This window comes from Streptomyces sp. NPDC002676, assembly GCF_053592455.1.
This window is the reverse complement of sequence record NZ_JBSFVT010000035.1, coordinates 18,415-35,730: the sequence shown is the minus strand read 5'-3', so window position 1 is coordinate 35,730 and position 17,316 is coordinate 18,415. Positions and strand designations below refer to the sequence as shown.

Sequence of the window (17,316 nt, the reverse complement as noted above, 5' to 3'; positions counted from 1 at the left end):
TCTCCTCACACCGCCCCGTTGCTGGAAACGCCGCCCCTCCACCGCAGCTGCCCACGGGCGGGCCAACTCCTCAACCAACGACGCGAGATGAGCCATCGAGACGCCCGTGAACAACGGATGCGCCAACACTGCCCGATCGACCATGCCTCTCACCACACGAGCATGCCCATCCACTATCACGCACCAACTCGTAAGACCGTCCGGCAAATTGATCACTTGAGGCGTCGGGCGGCGGGGCGGTGCGCCTGCCGAAAGTGTCATCCGTCCAGTTCAGGTGGCATGTTGGTACTCGTTGAGGATGCCACCGAGTCGTTGGCGTCGTCGTATGCCAGGGTGGTGATCATTTCTGGATCGGTGATCGGTATTGGCAAGGGGTGCAGCGGGCGGGCGTTGACGATGCCCTGATGGGGCCGGTGGGAGTTGTAGAAGTCTTCGAACTCGCGTAGCGCGTGGAGCAGGTGTCGCTGGTTCCAGATCAGGGTGCGGTCCAGGATCTTGCGTCGGTAGGTCTGCACCCAGCGTTCCGTGATCGAATTCATGCGCGGCATCCGTACTCCGCTGAGTACTACCTCGATCCCTGCATTGTTGAGGACGGCGTCGAACAGGGAGGGAAACTTCCGGTCCCGGTCCCGGATCAGGAACCTGGCCCGGGTGCCGGAATCTTCGAGGTCCATGACAAGGTTCTTCGCGGCTTGAGCGACCCACGTGGCGGTGGGGTGCGCGGTGGCGCCGAGGACTCGGATCCGGCGGCTGGCGTACTCGATCACCGCGAATACGTACAGCCGTGCCCTTGGCAAGGTGACCGTTTCCAGGAAGTCGCACGCCAGCAGGGCGTCGGCCTGGGAGCGCAGGAAGTCAGCCCACGTGCTTGAAGCTCGTTCGGGTGCGGGGTCGATCCCGGCTTCCTGGAGGATCTCCCAGACAGTGGAGGGAGCCACAGTGACACCCAGAACGAGGAGTTCGCCGTGGATACGGCGATACCCCCAGTGGGAGTTCTCGCGGGCAAGCCGCAGCACCGACAGCCGGATGGAGCGCACGGTCCGCGGCCTTCCCGGGCGGCGGGGCCGGGAGCGCGCAGCGTGTCGGCGTGCGATCAGATCGCGGTGCCAGCGCAGCACCGTGTCCGGACGCACCACCAGCTGTATCCTGCGTAGCACCTGCGAGGGAAAGCGGTGCAGCAACGCCGCCAAGAACGCGCGATCGCTCGGTGAGAACCGCACCTTCTCGCCGCCGAGTTGGCCCTTTAAGACCGTGATCTGGTGGCGCAGGGCGAGGATCTCCGCGTGTTTGTCCCGGTCGCTCATGGGCAGGAGGCGCAGCACGGCGAAGGCGTTCGTCACGGTCAGGTAAGCCAGTCGCAGCTGCACGATGGGCCATCACGCCGGGTGATCTTCAGCCGTGCGAGAGTACCGATTCGAGCGTCCGTGCTCGAGAACCCTCGCACCGTGCACACTGGCTCCCACCTGGGCGGATGAGGTTTCCGGCAAGGGCAGGGTACTGCAGGACAAAGTCCGCGCGGCGACCGCTCGTTCGAGGACTGAGCGGCCGGTATCCGCCGTGGTCGCCGATCTCAACCCGGTCCTGCGGGGCTGGGCGGCGTACTTCCGTAACGGGAACTCCGGACGGAAGTTCGACGTGGTCGACCACTATGTCCACGAACGGCTGGCGATCTTCGCCAGCGCGAAACACAGACTTGCGTGAAGGAACTGGACCACCCGATTTACTTATGGGTGGATCACCCGGCTCGGTGTCTACCGTCTTACCGGAATCGTGCACAAGGCAACGGCGCATGCCAGCCGGAGAACGATGTCGGAAAGCCGTGTGCGGGAGAACTGCATGCACGGCGGGGGCTGGAAACGGAGCGGAAGCCACCGCGCCAGTCCCCGACCCTACTCAGAGTCTCTGGAGCTGCTCGACGATCTGCATCGGGCCCTTCTCCAGGGTGAACCAGTCGGCGACGACGATCCGGCCTGCGTCTTGCGTGTACTCCAGCGCAGCTGCCAGGGCGGGCTGGAGGTCGGTGCTCACCGAGTCCTTTTCGCACATGTGGAGCGGATGCTTCGCCACCACAGCGTGCCGCAGGTTCCCGCGCGTGAAGACCAGCCCGGGCAGATCCCCGTTGAGGAGGCTGCCCTTCAGCATTTTCTGAAGGCCGGTCAACGACTGGCGGGCGCGGTCGGCGGAGGTGCTGGCGAGACCGCCGGAGAGGACGGTCAGCAGGTCGCCGGCGAGCCGCCAGTCGAGCAGGGGATGGTAGGCCATGTTGGAGTAGTCGCGCAGACAGCGGGGGCACGAGGAGGTGCAGACGGCTGCGTGCTCGGTCTCCCGCAGGGTGTCCAGGTAGGTATGGACCGCTTGCATGAAGTTGGCGATGACCCGCGGACTGCCGAGGTGAGTGCTGAATCCCGCGCCGTTCTCCAGGGCATCGGCCAGGAACGCGTAGGTAACAGGGCCGTCCGGGTGTGGTCCGGGGTGGATTCCGGCCAGCAGTTCCTGGCGGCCGACGTCCAGGAAGTGGGCGGCTGCGCTGCGCAGGAGGAACGCGAGCGAGTACCAGGCGGCCCGCCTGCCCTGGCTGATGTCCCCGCCGTAGGCGGGGGCGGCGGGAGTAAGGTTGAGCCGGTAGCCGTGGTCCTTGTCGACGGCGGAGACAGGGCCGAGGAAGAAGAAATCCGTGGGCAGGACGGCGCCTAGGGCCACCTGTACCGGGTCGCCGTAGCTTGAGCCCCTGCTGGTGAGGTAGCCGCCCCAGGGGCCTGATGCACGGCGTAGTGAGAACAGGTCGCCGTTGTTGTCGTTGATGATGTACCGTTCGCCCGGTCCGGAGTGGACGTGTGCTCCTTCCCAGGGGGTGAAGCGGAGGGCCGAGAGGTCCGCGGCTGCCCGGGACGAGACGGTGACCGGCGTCCAGGCGAAGACACCGTCGAAGTCACGCGGCGGGCTGGCGCGGAACCCGGCGGGTTCCCGCAGGTCAACGATGTGATAGTCGTCAGTCTTGCACGTCGGGCAGAGGACGTCGCTGCTGGACGGCGTCTTCTCCACGTGGTTGCAGACGCGGCACAGGCCCACGGTCCGGGGGTGTTCCAGTGGTTCCGCGATGGGCTTTGGCCTGGGGGGTACGGGCTCGAATTCGGTGACGCCGGTGACGGTGTACACCTTGCCGTCTTTGACCACCTCGCTGCCCGGTGCGAACTGGGAGACGGACATGGCGATGTCCCGGTCGATGGTGCCACCGGGCGGCCAGGGGAACCTCTTCTGAGGGACGTCCAGGTAGAGCTGCCGGACACGGGTCGGGAAGCCGAACATGGGCAGCACGCCGGCGTGCGCGAGCCGCTCGCTGAGCTCTTCGGCGCCCGTGGGCTCGGCAGCTACTTGTGTGATGCGCCGCAGCAGGTTGTCCCGCCACTGGCTGCCCAGGACGTCGGTGGACTGGAGCGGGGTGAAGGCAGTGAGGGCCTGTGCCGTCGCGGACAGAACGCTGCCATGCTGGTCGAGCCAGTCCCGTACGGCAGGCAGGGCGGCTGTCCAGTCCCGGGCCTTGCCGAACTCGCCGTGCACGCTGCCTGAGCCGCCATAGGTGTCGAGGCCGCGGAATGCGAGCCGCAGAACCTCGGCAGCCATGGCCCGTTGCAAGATCTCTGGACGCTCGAGGGTGAGGTAGGGCGGGGGCGTGGGGTCGTTGGTGATGGACGAGGGGTTTGCGAAGTAGTGCTCGTCGTGGCTGCGCCCCCGGCAGACTGTGAGGGCGGCTGCCACAGGAGAGGATCGGCGGCCGGCGCGTCCGACCCTTTGCTGGTAGTTGAAGCGGCTCGGCGGCATGTTGGCCATCAGGACGGCGGAGAGTGGCCCGATGTCTACGCCGGCTTCCATGGTGGTGGTGACCGACAGGAGGTCGATCTCGTGCACGAGTGGGATTTCGGGCGGGTCGCTGAGGAAGACCTGCTGGAAGCGGGCCTGGCGGGACTGGGCGTCGAGGCGATCTGTCTGGCCCGTCAGTTCGGCGCAGTTCAGGCGGAAAGCGGCGCGGCCGCTGGCGGCCTTCCAGGCGTAGTAGTCGGTGGCTTCGGGACGTGCGTCGGGCACTGGCTGGGCCGGTAGCTGGCTGCGGCACCGTGTGCAGGTTCCGGCGCTCGGTGTGAGGTGCCGACGTCCGCAGTGGGTGCACGTCCAGGAGTGGCCGGGGGAGGGTTGAACGGCCGTCTTCCTGGGATCGATGAGGTATTCGCGTACGGTGCCGCTGCCCCAGGCGGCTTCCGCCGCAGCTTGTACGTCGTCGGGGTGCATGCCCTGGTGTTCGGCGACGCCTGCCCAGAACTCCTTGAGTCGTGCCGGGGGCTTGTCCCTGCCTTCGCGGAGGCTGGTGAAGCGACGGAGTTCGGCGAGGATTCGCAGGCTCGCGTGGCCGAGCCCGTCGCGGTCGGGTGTGGCCGATGCCGGGGTGACCGATCCCAGGCCGAGCGACTCGATGTCGCGGCCAGCGCCGGAGAACAGTGCTTCGAGAGTGTTTTCCAGGAGTCCGTCCTCAGAGCTGAGTGCGGCCTGCGCCGCCTCTGAAGTGTTTGCGCGGAGCGTGGGGGGCTGCTGCTCCCAGTCGAAGAGCTCGTGCCAGGACTGGTCCCCGACACGCTGCACACTCGGTTTCGGGCCGGCGGGGTTGACTCCTAGAGAGAGCAGGCGCGTGTTGACGTGCACCTTGGCCAGGGAGTCGAGTGTCGGGGGGGAGGAGAGCCGTGCTCCCGCCGCGGCCGCAGCGGGTTCGTCGCCGTCCAGCAGGGCCAGCCGGAGGGCGTTCAGATCGCTCTCGTTTCGTGTGCGGAGGCGTTTGATGGCGTCGGCGCTCTCTGCTGACTGCGCTCCTTGCGCATTACGGACGATGGCGACGTCTTCGGCGGCAGCGGTGGACTTTCCGAGTTCGTCCAGGGCTAGGAGACGGACGAGGTCCTGGTAGTGGCGCAGTTCCATGCCCGCGGAGAGCTTCGCGGCGTCCTGTCGGCTGTCGGTGAAGACGATCAGCTTGCGGTCGGCTGGGTCGGCGAACTGCTCGGCCAGCTCGTCCGACAGCACCTGGTTGATTTTCTCGAAACCGGTCCTCATCGTCCGTACGGACGAGGTCAGCCGTGCGGGGTCGGTGATGGGCCTGAGCGTGCCGTCCTTGGTGTAGCGACGTTCCCAATCTGCTCCGCAGCAGGGGCTGCGGGTAGGGAAGGGTGGGAGAGAGGAGAGGGCGATCCTGGACTGGCCGGTCTTCTTGTCTGCAGGAGTACTCACGTGGAAGCTCCAGCCAGTGAAGCCGACTTCCCGGTTGCGCAGGTGCCCGCTGGCTGGATCGTAGACGCTGCGCCGGAAGGCGAACGTGACACTGCCCTTGTCCGCGCTCCACTCGGCGTCGTCGTCGGCGCGTTGGGGCCTGGTGGACGGCCAGTAGACGACATAGTTGGCCGCCGTGCGGTCCTTGCCCGTCTGGTCGGGGACCCGGGAGAGATCAGGACTGTCGGGGAGCAGGACAGAATTGAAGAGATTGCCTCCGGTGGCGTTCTGAGGGGCGTAGCCGCCGAACATCGCCTCGCCGCAGGACTGGCAGTAGAGCAGCTCCAGAACGCGAGCGCCGCAGTCGCAGGACGTGCGCGGCACCGAGTAGATCCTGCCGACGGACCTTGCGGGGTTCTGGAAAGCGGTGGGGACCTCGGGGCACTGGCGGTCGGTGCAAGCCCACATGCCCGCCACGTTGCGGAAGAAGAGGTGGATGCGGATACGGGGCAGACCGCTAATTCCGGCGCTCGCCGCGGCGCGGATGGCAGCCGCTGTCCCGTGCAGGGCCAGGTTGGCCTCTTCCCCGCTGCTGGCAGGGAAGAGTTTCCTGGCCAGGGAAGCGGCGGCCATCGAGGGGGCGGAGGGGGTGTTTGATCCAGAGCCGAGTGCACTGGCCAGTGCGTCCGCCGCGCGGGTCGTGGCGAGCAGATGGGCGGCCTCAGCCGGGTCGGGTTCAGTGCTTGAGTACTCCGCCAGCCTGGCAGCCGCCTCGGAGATGTCCTCGGGCGCCTGGGCACGGGGCGCGGCCTCGCCGGGAATGAAATGGAAGGAGTCCTCGTCCGCGGCGAAGAACTCCTGAAGGAAGCGGCGGTCCGTGTCCCGCGTCTCGTCCAGTGAGGCGGACGCGGCGAGGATGCGGAGTTTCTCGGGGCGGTGGCTCAGGCCGAGCCGGTGCAGGAGATTGCGGATGAGGTACGCGGTCTCGGTGCCCTGCGTCCCGCGGTACATGTGGAGCTCGTCCAGCACCAGGGTGAAGCGGGCGTCGTCGTATGAGTCCAGCCACTGTGCAGTGCTGCGGAAGAAGTCCTCGTCGCGGCTGCGCTGGAGCATCACGTTCAGCATGGAGTAGTTGGTGATCAGGATGTCGGGGGATGCGTGGTACATGTCCCACCGGCTGCGCATCTCGGCCCCGTCCAGGCGGGGGGCGAAGTAGCGGATCTCCTCCTTTCCCTTCTCCGCGGCGGCCTTGCGGGCCCGTTCGCCGCGGGCGGAGGTGGCCTTCAGATAAGTACGCAGCTCGTCGACGGCAAAGTTCTGGTCCGGGCGCCCGGTGACGGGAGTGTTGCCGGTGAACCGCCCGAAGTAGAAGCGGTGGCCCTGCCGGTACTCGTTGAGCCATTCGCGGACCAGGTCGCTGTCCAGGGCGCGCCTGAGCCTGACGAGCTGGTCATCGACGAGTGCGTTCATCGGGTAGAGGATCATCGCCCGGACTGCTGAGGGGTGCCCGGTCTCGGCCTCCCGCTGAGGGCGGTATTCCGCTGAAGCCCGCTCCCACCAACGGCTGGGTACGGCGGGGTCGCCCTTCCAATCCCGTGACTCGCGCAGCAGATCGGCCAGGATGGGCAGGAGGAACGCCTCGGTCTTCCCGGCTCCGGTGCCCGCCGTGATCACCGCGTTGCGCCCGGCGGTCATGGTGCTCGCCAGAGCCCGTTCTTGGTGGGTGTAGAGCTGCATGTCCTTCTGGAAGAGCCCGCGTTCGGCGAATGACGCAAGTTCGTTGGGGGCTCCGGCGGCCTTGGCCGACTCGGAGATGCTGTGCCCCGTGAGGGCGTACTCGGGACGGAGTTCGACGAAGGGGTCGGCGAAGACTCCGCCGGGCTGGTCGAGCAGGGCTCGGCGCTCGGCCTGGAGGGCGTCGTCGCGCAGCCGGAAGGCTGTGTCGTAGTAGCGCAGGTAGGCCTCGACCAGGGCTTTGTGCGTGGTGAAGGCGTCCAGGCCGGGCAGGGGCGTGCTCATGTGCTCTCCAGACGGCGTTGCAGAGTGCGGGCGATGCGGTCGGCGACGAACAGGGGGACTCCGTCGTAGTGCTCCGTGTCCGCCGTGCGCAGGCTCGCGAGCCCCGTGCACAGGACAGCAGCACGCTCCTGGGCCAATGGCAGGGGGGCTCTGCGATCGGCGGTCAGGCGCCCCAGAGCGTTGCGCCCTATGGGCCCGGGAACGGGATGATCAGCTTTCCAGCGCAGGGGGAGTGCTGAGGGGCGGAGGGCGTAATGGATGCCCGCCCTGCGGTCGACGCTGTGCCAGGTCCATTCCGGGGGAGGGACGGGGGCGTGGAGGGCCGGCGCCGTCTGGCGGGGAGGCTCGCGCAGGAGCGCGTAGCGCTCTCTCCGGCCGAACTGCTTGTACTTGTACAGGCCGGGTACCGGTTTGCGGCCGATGAGGTCTACGGGTCGGAACTGGCCGGTGCTGGGGTCGAGTATCTCGGCCGGGCTGTCGCGGGCCGGGGAAGCTGTCTCCGGCCCCAGGGCGAACGCTCTGAGGGACCGGGCAGCAGACTCAGCCGCACAAGGTACGACCTCGGCAGTGACAGCCGCGGCGAACTCGTGGAGGTGGGACCGCTCCGTGTATTGCAGCCACAGGGCCACTGGCAGCGGTATCCCGGTCTGCTCAGGCTGCTGCGGCATGGCCACCGCGCCTTTCTTCTCGTAGAAGCCCCGGCTCGCGGGCCGGGCACCGGTGAGCACGGCGGTCTGGGTGTTCCCGGGTAGGTCGGTGACCTCGCAAGGGTTCGTGTGCCACTGGCCACCGCGCCAGTCGATGGTGACGGCGCCGAGCGCCTCGATGCGGCTGAGCCACTGGGTGACGGGCTTCCTTTCGTGGCCGCTGGCCCATGAGGCGTCGCGGATGAGCGTACGAAGGGATCCGGTGCCCTGCTCCGCTAGCCAGGAGATGAAGAGGTCCGGGTCAAACACGTGTGAATCCCCCTTGCGGGAACTGGCTCAGGGCTGCTTCCCGGTAGCGCTTCCACAGGGCGGCGTGGGGGACCCCTGTCAGGCTGAAGAGAACGATCTCCTTCCAGAAGTCCTTGGCGGCCCGGCTCAGGGTCGCGAAGTCCGGATCCTGTGGCCGTAGCAAGGTGACAGCGGGTGCCCCGGTTGCGGAAATGACCACTAGCCACACGGCGTCGGGCGGGACCGGCACGCATGCTGTTCCGCCGCCACAGAGGACGGTGGCGCGGGTCTTCCACCAGGCGGGCTCGCGCGGACGTCGGATCGTGAGGAAGTGTCCTCGTGCTGTCAGGAAGCGCGCGTCTCCCCCCAGCGGGACGGCAGTGGTGCGGGAGGTCGTACCGGGAGCAGAGTCGACCGGAGGGCCTGGCTGAGGCTCCGCCATCTGCTCCAGGTAGAAGTCGGTTTCCGCGCTGCCGGCGGTGAGCACGTGACGGCCTGGGGGCAGGCCTCTCCCGCGTAACACCACCAGGCCGTCGGAAGGGACGGCGAGGGCCTGGCCGTCCAGCGAGACCTGTCCGGGCTCGCGCAACTCCTGAGGGACCATCAAATCTGGCTCCCCGCCCATCAGGAACAGCGAACGGTGGTGCCATTCCGGATTTAGGCGCAGTCCGTTGCGCAAGCTCAGGCGACGGCCCGGGACGTGGCGGATGTTCTGAATGCCGGATCGTGACAGAGCGGTTGTGAGCGCTGGCTCGTCGCTGAACTGCAGCTCGGAGGTGGCTTGCCAGCCCTGAAGCGGGGTGGCTTCAGGGCTGTACCACTGATGGCCGGTATCAGACAGGAGGCTTCGGAGCCGACTCTGGCCGGAGTGGGTGAACAGGAACACGTAGCGCTCGAAGACGGTCAGCACGTCCGTCTCCGTCCAGCCTCCGGCTACCGGGTCTTCGCGCAGGGCCAGGACATCGCGTCCACTGTCGATCCGCATGACAGTCTTCGTCCCGCGTGCGGTGAGCCCGTACCGGAGAGCTTGCGCCGGATCGGGTATCGACCCCGAGAGTGTGTACGCCTGATCCCCGGCGCCCGAAGCGAGTTCCAGTAATCCACCGGGGTGCTGGAGGCAGTCGCGGTCCACCCCGGGCACGGCCTCCGCGTGCCAGCGCACCTCCCACCCCGTGAAGTCCTCTTCGAGTACCACGCGCAGCGGCACGGGGAGCAGGCCGCCATCGATACGGCTTTGCGCGGTGGTCCCGTCCCAGCCTTCGAGCAGCGTGGCCAGCAGGGGCTCCAAGAGACGGCTCTCGATCTGGGAATGAAGCGCCTGGCGAAGACTCTGGGAGAGGCCCTTTGGGTTGATGACGCTCCACCTCTTGAGCTTCTCCAGCAGCCGCGCGCCGTCCACCGGCTCCCCGGGGGACAGGTGGGATGCCTGGAAGAACCGGATCAGGGCCGCGTGGTCGGAGGCCCTGACCAGCGCCTGGGACTGAGCGTAGCCAATCTTGCGGTAAGTGGGGTTCTCTTTGATCGTGCTGAGGCCACGCGTCCCGGCCTTTTCCCGGAGCCACTGGTCCAGGTAGCGCCACTGGTCAACGACGGCGGCATAGTGGCTTTCCAGCGGCTTCCGGTGCTGATCACCGCCCCAGGAGGGCTGGAGGACTTCAGCGAGGCGCGCGTAGTACGCGGGAGCCCCGGGTCCCGCTTCGTTCCGCTGCATGTTGGCAGCCGCCAGGACGGCCGCAGCAAGGAGCGGCAGGCAGGGGGGCGGATCCTCACGCTTCCCGCGCCTCCATCTACGGCAGCGCTCGACGACCGGCGTGTACGGGTTTCCGTGCCAGGCGAGGACGGAGCTTACCGCGGTGCCGAGGACTTCGACGTCGTCATCGTCCTGAAGGGCGCGCAGTTCTGTGTTGTCGATGAAGAAAAGGACCGGAGTATCCCTGCGGTCCTCACCGAAGAACTTACTGGCCAGGCGGTCCTGCCACCATTCGAATGCAGCCCAGTAGTTGTTCGGCTGATTACCGGACGGCGTACTCATCGGCCTGCTCCGTGACAGGGGCCGACCTCAGCGGCTGAGCCTGCCGCCCGGCTTCGCGAAGGCAGCACAACAACCGCGCGCACGTGCATGGAAAGCTCCCCCACCTCACGAAACCGTGCTGCTGAGCAGACAACACGCCCCACATTTATCATCTCGCAGCCACCTGTTCATAGTGAACGGGTTTCTGAGTGGGAGATGAAGCCAGGCGGCTCATGCGATTGTTCAAAGCGCCTGTGGATGCCGTCGTGGCAGTGGATAATGAGCAAGTTTCCTCAGCTATACAAGAGCTTTCCAGCCTCACCTCCAGCGGTATCGCGCCATCCGGGGGGCGGCCAATGGCCCGTCATGGGAGCCTGGTGTCAACCGACAGGGTTGCCAGGCCTGCGGGACCGTAGAGGTGGAGCACGACGCCCGAGCGCAGTTCGCCCGTAGCGATGCCGTGGACCGGGGCGCCTGTCATGAGGGTGTAGACAAGGCGGCCCGTCCGCGGGTCCCAGATCCTGACGCCGCTGGCGCCTCCTGAGACCAGCAGCGTACGGCCGTCGGGCACGGGCAGGCCGGTCATGGAGAAGGTGTCCGGGGTCTCCCAGGTGGTGATTTGGGTCCGGGTGGCCACGTCCCAGACACCGATGTGGGTACCGTTCGACATCACCAGGAGCGGGCCGCTGTCCCCGGGCAGGCTACACAGGACGCTGCCGTGACCACCCCTGTGGTTCCAGCGGGGCAGGGTGCCGGTGCGACGTCCGGAGGCTACGTCGATGAGCACGAGCTCATGGCCGACGCCCGCCACGACGGTGACTTCGCCGGTGGGCGAAGGGGGCAGGGCTCCCAGCAGGTGGACGGATGATTCGCCGATGTCGGCACTGAGCAGGACCGTACTGGCGGTGGATCGCCCGGCCTCGTGGTCCAGAACGACTGAAGTGAGTTCTCTGATGTGGCCTGTCGCACCCATGGAAACAGACATTGCCAGGCCCTCGGCCGTCCAAGCGACACATGAGGACAGAACCGAGTGGGACAGGTCCTTGCGGCCCGTCAACACCATATTGCCCGACGTGAGATCCCAGATGGACAAGTCGCCCTTCGGGTCGCTGACCGCCACCCGAGCATCGGCGGGGACAAGCGGCAGGACCTGACTGACAAGGCCGGTCCCGATGCGCTTTAGCAGCGTTCCCGTCGTGGCGCTGTGGACGTCGAGCCCGCTTCGGGTCGCGAGGACGAGGACATCGCCTCCCGGGGTCTCACCCATGGCGGGCAGAAGCGACCTGCACACAGACCACGTGGGTGCACGCCGACGGTGCCGGTCCAGCGAGGGTCCGCGGTACACCGACTCCGCCAGCCCCTCCTCGTAGAGCGGCCCGTCGAAGCCGGGATCCCATATCCTGATGCCCTGCGGGCCAGCCGACACCACCCGTGGGCCGGCGGGATCTTCAAGGACTGCCAGGGCGTCCACGGACGCGATGTCAGCGTCGAACGAGCGCACGGAATCAGTGCCGAGGCCCTGCAGCATGATGTGGCCGCGCGCGAGATAGGCGAACGCCGTCCCTCCAGGTCCCGCCGCTGAGTTGCTACCGCCTTCGCTGGAACACGCCACCTGCTGAACGCTGAAGGGGTCCCACACCCGCAGGGGGACCAGGGGATTGGGCGATTCGGCGATCAGCAGGTCGTCGTCAGATTTGTCCGGCCGGGCGACAGTCACCACACCCGACACCTGGCCGCCTCCGAAGGAGGGACCGGCCATCATGCCCGACACCGGGTCCCAGAGACGGATTCCGTCCTCGCAGCGGATGGCGACCAGAGCCTCACCACTCCTGCGGCGGACCACTGCGGTCAGTCGGCGGGAAGACGCCTGTACGCGGTCGTACTCCCGGGTGATGTCGTCCGGGAATCCAGGGGCCTCAAAGAGCTTGTTCGCGCGTGGCCTCCACACGAAGGCGCCGCGACTGGTCAGGACGCACAGCTTCCACAGGGCGGGACCATCCGCCAGGACATGCACATCATGGGTGCGGGGCAGTGGTGTCTGCGCGATGGACTGCCCCGAGGCCGGATCGTAGATCCGCACGTCCTGCCGTCCCACTGTGACGAGGAAGGTGCGCCCGCCGGTCGCCAGGATGGTGCGCAGGCGGTGCACTGGTCCCGTGTCCAGGTCCGCGACATGCCTGCCCGTCCTGGCGTCCCAGATCCGGACGCCGCCTGTCTGCGCTGCGACGGCGATCAGCTGGCGCCCGTCCAGTGTCGGAACCACGCATATAGCGTTCGTCTGCCCCGGGGCCGGTGCCAGTACGTTCACGCGCGCTGCCCACCTCCCCCACAACGGCGTCACCGGCAGCCCGCCCAGCGCGTTGGCCCGCAGGCCGGGTTTCCTGCTGCAGCCCCGTACGCCGCGGTGGAAGGCGATGCTGCCCAGACGTGAGGCGTAGTCCGTGTCCGCGTCGGCGTACGGCTCGATCAGGGCCGCCGCAGTCAGGTTTCGCCGTTCAGGGTCCCAAGCGGGAAGTGGCAGTGCGAGGCGGGCACGGAGGGTCCCGGAGGTCTCCTGGGCGAGAAGTTCCAGCGGCACCTCACGGTCGGTCAGGATGCCAGCGGCCGACGCGTGGTGCAGGAAGTGCCTGCGGGCGTACGGATGCGCTGGGTGCGGCCGGGCGCGCTCCACCAGCTCTGCGAGGGCACGGGTGATCGCGGCATGCGCCGCCGTGTGTACGTGCGGCCTCTCTGCAGTCGCCGCTGGAGGGGTTGGGGCCGACAGCCAGCTGTGTCCGGTCAGCAGCACGTCGGTCAGCCGCTGATGTACGGGGCGGTAGACGGTACGGGCATCCTCTTCGGCGGTGGCGAGGTAGCCGGTGAGGCGGCCGGACCGGAGGGTGCGGATGGCGTGGTCGGCCGCGTCCGTGTCCGCGTATTCGGGACCGTACTCCTCGGAGGCCAGCGCGGCTGTGACGGCGGGCCAGACCTCAGCCCACGGCAGTCCGGCCCCAGGCGCGAACGCGGTCGCGCGCAAGGCGGTGACCAGCAGGCCGGCACTGACTCCCGTAGCGGTGGCTACGGCCTGGACGTCCTCGCGCAGAAGTCCGGTGGTGCCGTCGGCGAGGCGCCTCAGCCAGCCCGCCTCGCCGAGACTCTGACGGACTTCGGCTGTCCTCAGCTGGTCGGCAGCGATCCGGGCGTCGAGGAATGAAGGCGCGACCGCTTCCGCGATGTGTCGTGCCGTCTCTTCGGCGGCCTCCGGATGTCCGTGATAGGGGCTGGTCTGCGGGGCGCACAACAGGGCGGCGGTATAGGCAGTGATGTCAGCGGTGCAGTCGGGGCCGTCGGTGCGCAGGATCTGCATAGCGACATCCTCCGTGTGCAGTGCGTTTGCCAGCTTCCGGAGCAGCTGGTCCGCTCGTTCGTCGCGCAGGGCTGTCCCGGACGCGTACATGGCTGCGGGCGAACTGCGGACGCCGACCACGAGGCGGACGGCCCGCCCGGTGCCGTCGGCCTTGGTCAGCCGGGAAAGCGGGAGGATGACGTCGCCTACGCAGGCGAGCGGGTCATCGGCCTCGTCCAGTGCGTCGATGACGATGTTGACGGAACCAGCTGGGCCGACGGCGCTGGAGGAGCCCCGCTCGGCCAGCAGGCGAAGCAGGGTCTGCAAGGGGAGTTCACCGCCGTCGGGGGCGCCATCGAGCGCGGACAGCAGTTCGTCTACCACCACTCGCGCACTTTTGTTCCGGGCCAAGACGGCGACGTCGACTGCGCCGGGCTCGGGCCGCAGCCTGTCCGGGATGCCCGCCACCACGGACGCGTAATTCGGGTCGGCGCTGAAGCCCGCATCGGCCAGGGTAACGAGCCGCGCCAGGAGAGCCGACTTTCCCGAGCCTGCGGCTCCGGTCACCAGGAGGACACCCGTACTCTCCCGGACGAAGGCAACTATGCGCGCCATCGGCATGGCTCGCCCGCTGAAGTACCAGCCGGGATCGTCCGACTCAGTCCGCCCCGAAGCCCGCTCCAGCCAGAACTCCTCCAGGGAGCGGGACCCGAGTGTGAGCTGACGAAGCGCGGGACTTGTCGCACCCTCCACAGGCTGGTAGCGCGGGTTGGGCAGACAGGCACTCGGGGCGCGGCCCCGCGAGTGCGGCACGATCCACTCGGCGCTGACTAGCTCCTTCTCCAGGCCCTCCTCGTCCAGGCCCACCTGGTGCAGGAGCTGCTCCCACTCTGCGAACGACAAGTGGGATCCGGTGTAGCCGGAGGCCTCGTCCCGCATCCGCTCGCAGGCCATGGCGACGCGCCGCGTAAAGGAGCCCACCAAGGGTTTCTCGTAGTGGTCGCCAGCTGTGACGACGGCGGTGCCCTTGTGGCTGTGGCGTTCGTCGGACAGATCCTGGAACAGGCTGGTGAGTTCGGCGCGGAGCGTGCCGGCGTGGCACGAGTCGACGAGCACCATGACGTGCTCGGACTGGCTGTCCAGGACTGCGGTGATCAGCTCGCTCGTGGGGAACCCTGTTGCCAGCAGCCGTTCTTCCTTTGTCTCCGGAAGCATCAGGTAGTGGCGCTGTGCGAGGCGGCGCGTTCCGTGGCCGGTGATGTACACGATGACGGCTTCCTTGTAACTGGCCGCTGCCAGGTTCTGGCGGTGGAGGAAGGCACGCAGGTCGTCCACGGAACGCGGCGAGTGCTCCGCCTGCACTACCTCGAAGCGCCGGTCGTCCCCCAGCGCGGGATCGGCCAGCCACCCGGTGATCCGTTCCACCTGGGCGGCGATGCCCTCCTTGAAGCCTTCCTGCCCGTCCTCGTAGCCGTCGACCGAGACGACTACCAGCCGCCTGCGAACGATGCCGTCCAGTTCCTCCGCGCTCAACCCGTCCCCCTGCTCGGCGACGTCAGCCTAACCCGGGCTGTACGGGCGGTCGCGGGATCTGGCTACGATCAGCCAACTGACAGGCAGAGGACGGCGAACGGGGGGAAGCAAGAGCATGCTGCAGATCGTCGGAGTGCACGGAATCAAGCAGGGCTCGGGCGCGACGACGGCAGGGCTGAGCGCAAGCTGGCAGGCCACTATCGACGAGACGCTGGCAGCTGCTCCGGTCGGAGGGGCGGGAGTCATGGTCACTGTCCCGTCCTACCAAGCGGTCTTCCCGCGGACACCCACCCGGTTCGTACGGCTCGGTGGTCCGGAAGTCGAACTCCCATTCCATGACACGCTCATTGACGAGGATGAAGAGGCCTTCATCCTCGAAGCGCTGGCCGCCTACGCGCCCTCCGCTGTTGAGGACGAGTCACCCGAGGCAGGCCTGACCCTCGGGGAGGGCCAGCTGACACCCCGGATCGTACGCAGAATCCAGGCCGTCGACCGAAAGATGGGCAAGGGTGTAACGGGCCGCCTCCTGTGGTTCGTTCGAGAGGCCCACGCCTACCTGCGCAAGGAGGCGACCGCTGCCGCCGTACGCACAGCGGTTGCTGAGGCCTTGACTGAAACGGGCGCGCACATGGTCGTTGCTCACTCCCTGGGCAGTGTGGTGGTCTACGACATGCTCAGCCGCGGTGAGGCTCCGGACGTCACCATGCTTGTGACGTGCGGATCCCCGCTGGGCTGGCTGTCCGGACGCAGGGGCATCCACTCGGAGGGCGAGCGGCTCACGGTACCCGCCGACGTGAAGTGGACGAACCTGTACGCCTCGAAGGACTTCGTGACCGGTTGCGCTGGCCTGGCCCAACTTGCAGACGGTGTCGAGGACATCGAGGTCAACAATGGCGCGTTTCCGTCCTCCCACGACGTCCACCGTTACCTTGACAAGCCGGCGCTCGTCGAGGCCATTGCCAAGGCAGGTACGGCTTGACAAGGGGATCGGTGTGACCCGCTGTTGAAGCTTCCCCGTGATCTTGGACACTCGATCCCTATGCTGCGAGGTCGTGTTGGTGCCGTTGCCGGGTCTCGGCCGGGGTGAGGTAGCCGAAGACCTTGTGTTTGCGCAGGCGGCGGCTATAGAACGTCTCGATGAAGTCGAAGACCTCAGCGCGGGCGGTGACCCGGTCGGGCCAGATGCGGGTGCCGATCTCTTCTTTGAGCAGGGCCCAGAAACTCTCCGCGGCGGCGTTGTGGAAGCAAGATCCGGTGCGTCCGCAGCTTTGTCGGAACCCAACTTGCCTATTTCACGCCGGAATTGACTGCTCGTGCATTCACTGCTGCGATCCGAATGCGCTATGCAGCCGGGCCGGAGCCGGCCCCGGCCCGCGGCCATCTTGAGCGCATCGACGACAAGGTCGGCGCGGTGGTGGTCTGCCATCGAGTAGCCGACGACCTCGCGGGTGGCCAGGTCCAGCCAGCAGGCGAGGTAGAGCCAGCCCTCGGATGTGGGCAGAGCGGTGATGTCGCCGACCAGTTTCGTGCCGGGAACCTCGGCATGGAAGTCGCGGCCGATCAGGTCCGGGGCCGGCCTGGCCTTCTTGTCCGGCCGTGTCAGCGAAGGGCGCTTGCGGCGGGTGACAGCCCTGGATGCAGTGCTCGCGCATGAGGCGGGCGACGCGTTTGCGGTTCACCGCCCGGCCCAGGCGCCGCAGTTCGGCATGGATGCGCGGCACGCCGTAGGTATGGCGGGAGGCCACGTGGATGACGGTGATCTCATGGATCAGGTCCTGGTCGGCGGCCTTGCGCGCGGCCCGGGCCTTCGCCGCGGCGAGCCAGGCATAAAACGAGGAACGGGCCACCTGCAGCAGGCGACAGAGGAAAGCAACACCGTGGGTGGTCTTCTCCGCCTCGATGAACGTGTACATCGCGTTCACCGATCGCTCTCCTTCGCGAAGAAGACCGCGGCTTTTCGCAGGACCTCGATCGTCTTGGCCTGCTCGGCGTTCTGCCTGCGCAGCCGCTTGAGCTCCTCGCGCTCGGCGGCCACCTGGTGCTACTTCCTTTGGAACCTCATGTCCCAGTCTCCAGGTGTCCACGATCAAGGGGAAGGTTCACTCGTCGAGCAGGCCGTCGCCACCCTCAAAGCCTGGAGACTGCTACGCAAACTCCGATGCTCAACCGCCCGGATCACCAACCTCGTCCAAGCGATACTCACGCTGCATCTGACCAGCTCAGGGTGAGGTTGGAAAAGGCTCAGC

At 67.4% G+C, this 17,316-nt stretch carries 6 protein-coding genes and 5 pseudogenes; 3 read left to right on the top strand and 8 right to left on the bottom strand.

Translation table 11 applies throughout. The features are described from left to right. Nucleotides 1-270: 270 nt before the first annotated feature. Nucleotides 271-1,367: pseudogene (locus ACWD3E_RS41070) on the bottom strand (integrase core domain-containing protein). Between the two features lie 31 nt (nt 1,368-1,398). Between ACWD3E_RS41070 and ACWD3E_RS41065 the strand changes: the two are divergent. Next, on the top strand, nt 1,399-1,701 hold the full coding sequence (locus ACWD3E_RS41065) for a group II intron maturase-specific domain-containing protein (protein ID WP_451392571.1): 303 nt from the start codon (nt 1,399-1,401) through the stop codon (nt 1,699-1,701). Nucleotides 1,702-1,893: 192 nt separating this feature from the next. On the opposite strand, the gene ACWD3E_RS41060 is transcribed toward ACWD3E_RS41065, so the two are convergent. The 4 genes from ACWD3E_RS41060 to ACWD3E_RS41045 all read right to left on the bottom strand — a co-directional run bounded on the left by ACWD3E_RS41060 (nt 1,894) and on the right by ACWD3E_RS41045 (nt 15,070). Continuing rightward, a complete protein-coding gene (locus ACWD3E_RS41060; RefSeq protein ID WP_451392570.1) occupies nt 1,894-7,266 on the bottom strand; it encodes a DEAD/DEAH box helicase in 5,373 nt (1,790 codons plus the stop codon). Beyond that, entirely contained in the window at nt 7,263-8,222 is a 960-nt protein-coding gene (locus ACWD3E_RS41055; protein WP_451392569.1) for a hypothetical protein, read from the bottom strand. The genes ACWD3E_RS41060 and ACWD3E_RS41055 overlap by 4 nt, the downstream gene beginning before the upstream one ends. Further along, a complete protein-coding gene (locus tag ACWD3E_RS41050; protein ID WP_451392568.1) occupies nt 8,215-10,233 on the bottom strand; it encodes a hypothetical protein in 2,019 nt (672 codons plus the stop codon). The genes ACWD3E_RS41055 and ACWD3E_RS41050 overlap by 8 nt, the downstream gene beginning before the upstream one ends. Nucleotides 10,234-10,576: 343 nt before the next feature. Then, a complete protein-coding gene (locus ACWD3E_RS41045; protein ID WP_451392567.1) occupies nt 10,577-15,070 on the bottom strand; it encodes an AAA family ATPase in 4,494 nt (1,497 codons plus the stop codon). 115 nt (nt 15,071-15,185) lie between these two features. On the opposite strand from ACWD3E_RS41045, the gene ACWD3E_RS41040 reads away from it, so the two are divergent. Further along, nucleotides 15,186-16,049: a hypothetical protein gene (locus ACWD3E_RS41040; protein WP_451392566.1), complete on the top strand. Its 864-nt coding sequence runs from the start codon at nt 15,186-15,188 to the stop codon at nt 16,047-16,049. A gap of 58 nt (nt 16,050-16,107) precedes the next feature. On the opposite strand, the pseudogene ACWD3E_RS41035 reads toward ACWD3E_RS41040, so the two are convergent. The 3 pseudogenes from ACWD3E_RS41035 to ACWD3E_RS41025 form a co-directional block, all read right to left on the bottom strand. Then, nucleotides 16,108-16,338, bottom strand: a pseudogene (locus ACWD3E_RS41035) (IS3 family transposase); the annotation flags it as partial. Between the two features lie 77 nt (nt 16,339-16,415). Continuing rightward, nucleotides 16,416-16,571 (bottom strand): annotated as a pseudogene (locus ACWD3E_RS41030) (DDE-type integrase/transposase/recombinase); the annotation flags it as partial. Between the two features lie 187 nt (nt 16,572-16,758). Then, a pseudogene (locus tag ACWD3E_RS41025) lies at nt 16,759-16,983 on the bottom strand (IS3 family transposase); the annotation flags it as partial. 186 nt (nt 16,984-17,169) lie between these two features. On the opposite strand from ACWD3E_RS41025, the pseudogene ACWD3E_RS41020 reads away from it, so the two are divergent. Further along, nucleotides 17,170-17,298 (top strand): annotated as a pseudogene (locus tag ACWD3E_RS41020) (IS5/IS1182 family transposase); the annotation flags it as partial. Nucleotides 17,299-17,316 lie beyond the last annotated feature (18 nt).

What these genes read in the sequence shown, in the direction of transcription:
- ACWD3E_RS41050 (WP_451392568.1), bottom strand. Translation starts at nt 10,233, where the DNA reads ATGAGTACGCCGTCCGGTAATCAGCCGAACAACTACTGGGCTGCATTC.
- ACWD3E_RS41060 (WP_451392570.1), bottom strand. Translation starts at nt 7,266, where the DNA reads ATGAGCACGCCCCTGCCCGGCCTGGACGCCTTCACCACGCACAAAGCC.
- ACWD3E_RS41040 (WP_451392566.1), top strand. Translation starts at nt 15,186, where the DNA reads ATGCTGCAGATCGTCGGAGTGCACGGAATCAAGCAGGGCTCGGGCGCG.